The sequence below is a fragment of the Arthrobacter sp. SPT-J7 genome (assembly GCF_059089965.1).
This window is the reverse complement of sequence record NZ_JBNHFF010000317.1, coordinates 1-2,898: the sequence shown is the minus strand read 5'-3', so window position 1 is coordinate 2,898 and position 2,898 is coordinate 1. Positions and strand designations below refer to the sequence as shown.

The following is a 2,898-nucleotide window of genomic DNA, read 5'->3' as shown; positions in this document are numbered from 1 at the left end:
GCCGCACCGTTCCGTTCCGCTTCCACCAACAGGGTCACCGGGCTTTTCGGAATTGACGTCCCCGTGGTCCTTGGCCCGTTCGGCGGCGTCTCCTCCGTGCCGCTCACCGCCGCAGTAAGCGACGGCGGCGGGCTGGGTTCCTACGGCCTGTACGGGTACGACGGCGGTGCCATCCGAAAGACGGCAGCCGAACTGCGCGCGGCCACAGCGAAGCCCTTTGCCCTTAACTTATGGGTAGCCGACGGTACCGAGACCACCGCCGTTCCGCAGGAGCAATTCGACCGGTGCGCCGCTACGCTTAGGCCCTACTTCGAGGAACTGGGCATTCCCCTTCCGGACATGCCGGCACAGTACCTGCCGGACTACGGCGAGCAGGTGGAGGCCACGCTGGAGGCGGGTCCCGCCGTCGTCAGTTTTGTCTTCGGCGTGCCCGCTCCGGATGTGGTGGAGGAGGCGCACCGACGCGGCATCAAGGTCCTTGGCACTGCCACCACCGTTGCGGAGGCTTTGGCGCTGGAGGCCGGCGGCGTGGACGCCGTGGTTGCCAGCGGCATGGAATCCGGCGGCCACCGGGTGTCCTTCCTGAAGCCCGCGGAGGAATCCCTGGTGGGTACGTTCGCCCTGGTCCCCCAGGTGGCCGACGCCGTGTCCATCCCGGTGATCGCGGCCGGCGGAATTGCCGACCGCCGCGGCTTTGCGGCAGCAACGGCCCTGGGTGCTGATGCCGTACAAGTGGGAACGGCGTTCCTGGCCACTCGTGAATCCGCCGCGGTTCCCGCCTACCGTGAGGTACTGCGAAGCACCGCCGCGGCAGGCACAGTACTGACCCGCACTTTGAGCGGCCGGTTGGCGCGCGGCATTCCCAACCGCATCATTGCCGAACTTGAAGAAGCAGAGGCTGTTGCCCCGTTCCCGGTCCAGAACTGGCTCACCGGCCGGTTCCGGCCGGAGGCTGCCGCCAAGGGGAACACGGAGCTGATGTCCCTGTGGGCCGGGCAGTCAGCGCCCCTGCTTAAGCACGATACCGCGGCGGAGGTCCTCGCCGAACTGCTGGCCGGTAGCCGCTAAAAGTTGCGGTGGGCCGCTGACGGTACGGCGACGCACCCCCCTTCCGGCTTGGGGGTCAGCAGCGGATCACCGCTAGAATCTGATCGTCCAGCACCTTGCCGTCTCCGCCCTGCAGCGGTGTTTGGTTCCGTCAATGGGAAGGGAGAGCAGTGCGAACGCACCGCCCGCGCACACCCTTCCACCTCCTCCGCTCGTCGGCGGTGGCCACGGTCATCCTGACGCTCCCCGCCGGCGCCCACCTCGCCGGCGGCGGCGCGCTTCCTGCCCCCGTCATCCTGCTGGCAGTCCTGGCCCTAACCGGCCTCGCCAGTACCATGGCCACCCGGCTTCAGCTGGGATTTCCCGCCATGGCCGCCCTCCTGGCTGGAGGGCAACTTGCCCTGCACGGCCTGTTTACGGCTTTCGGTCCTCACGCGGCAGGCAGGGTACCAACCGGGGCTTCCCCTCATGCCGGCCACCTGCCCGGCACCGACATCATCACTTCAGCCGTCCACCTCGCTGGTACCGAAGCCGGGTCCGCACCCCTGATGCTGGCCGCGCACGCCCTGGCGACGCTCGGCTGTGCGATCCTCCTCGCCAAGGGTGAGGCAGCCCTCTGGGCGCTAGCCGTCTGGCTCAGGCCGCTGTCAGCCCTCCCCCGTGCGGAGGTGCCCGACGCCGTCCCGCCAGTTTTGGCTGCCTTCCCCACCGCTGCCGTGCTGCTGCGTCCCTGGCGGAACCTCCGGCAGGACAGCCGACGCGGCCCGCCTTCCGCCGTCGTGCCCTCCCGCTAGAACCGCCGCCTCCTCATGCCGGCGGCGGCACCCATACTCTTTGCGTGCCCGGATCCGCGGACGCCGGGCGTGCGCCAGAAAGGCACACCATGAAACCCTCAGCTCTTCGCCGTACCCTGCAAGCTGCCGCTGCCGCCGGAGGTGCGGCAGCCCTGCTGCTCACCGCTGCGGGCGGAGCCTCGGCCCACGTCGGCGTCACGCCCGACAAAACAGCCGCCGGCTCCTACGCCCTGCTCACCTTCGGCATCCCGCACGGCTGCGACACGTCGGGCACCACTAAGGTGGCCATCACGCTGCCGCAGGAACTGAACGATGCCCAGCCCACAGTCAACCCCAACTGGACAGCGGAGAAGGTGACGGAGCAGCTCGCCGAGCCGAAGAAACTCGCCGACGGCACCTCCATCACCAAGCGGACCAGCCACATTGTCTATACCGCCAAAAGTCCACTGCCCCATGAGCTGCGCGACGCACTGGTACTTTCGGTAAAACTCCCTGATACGGCCGGCGCCACGCTGTATTTCCCCACCCTTCAGACCTGTGAGACGGGGCAGACGGACTGGTCGGAGATTGCCAAGGACGGCCAGGACCCGCACTCCCTGGAGGCACCTGCGCCTTCGATGACGGTCACCGAAGCTGCCGGCACCGATGGACACGGCGAAGCCGCTGCCATGGCCTCCCACAGCACGGCATCCCCCTCCGCTGAGCAGGCGTCAGTGACGGACAGCGGAGCTGACGCCCGCAGCTGGGCCGGACTGGCAGCGGGGGTCGGGGGCCTGGTACTCGGAGGCGCGGCGTTCCTGCGCAGCGGTGCGCGCCGGAACACTCCGGCGGAGACACCAGCGAAGTAAGGACAAACCTTTGATGCCCGGATCATCACGATCCGGGCATCAAAATGCGCCACAGCCTCGTGGCATCATTGACGCGGCCAAACAGTGCCGCAAAGGTGGTGCCATGAGGTCTCAGCGAATTTCACATGGGTTGGTCACAACGACGGCGGCCGCGGCGGCGGCACTGATGCTCAGCGGGTGCGGCCCGAGCGGGCCGCAAGCGCAGGCTA

Annotated in this window: 3 protein-coding genes; all 3 read left to right on the top strand. The window is 68.3% G+C overall.

The features are described from left to right. The first annotated feature begins 51 nt into the window (after positions 1–51). On the top strand, positions 52–1,068 hold the full coding sequence (locus tag AC5RWX_RS31970) for an NAD(P)H-dependent flavin oxidoreductase (RefSeq protein ID WP_494100203.1): 1,017 nt from the start codon (positions 52–54) through the stop codon (positions 1,066–1,068). A gap of 149 nt (positions 1,069–1,217) precedes the next feature. Further along, the gene (locus AC5RWX_RS31965; protein ID WP_494100202.1) at positions 1,218–1,841 is read left to right on the top strand and encodes a hypothetical protein; all 624 of its coding nucleotides are present in this window, start codon (positions 1,218–1,220) and stop codon (positions 1,839–1,841) included. Positions 1,842–1,930: 89 nt separating this feature from the next. Next, positions 1,931–2,689: a YcnI family copper-binding membrane protein gene (locus tag AC5RWX_RS31960; protein ID WP_494100201.1), complete on the top strand. Its 759-nt coding sequence runs from the start codon at positions 1,931–1,933 to the stop codon at positions 2,687–2,689. The last annotated feature ends 209 nt before the right edge of the window (positions 2,690–2,898 follow it).

Coding starts and splice junctions, on each gene's coding strand:
- AC5RWX_RS31960 (WP_494100201.1), top strand. CDS start 1,931: ATGAAACCCTCAGCTCTTCGCCGTACCCTGCAAGCTGCCGCTGCCGCC.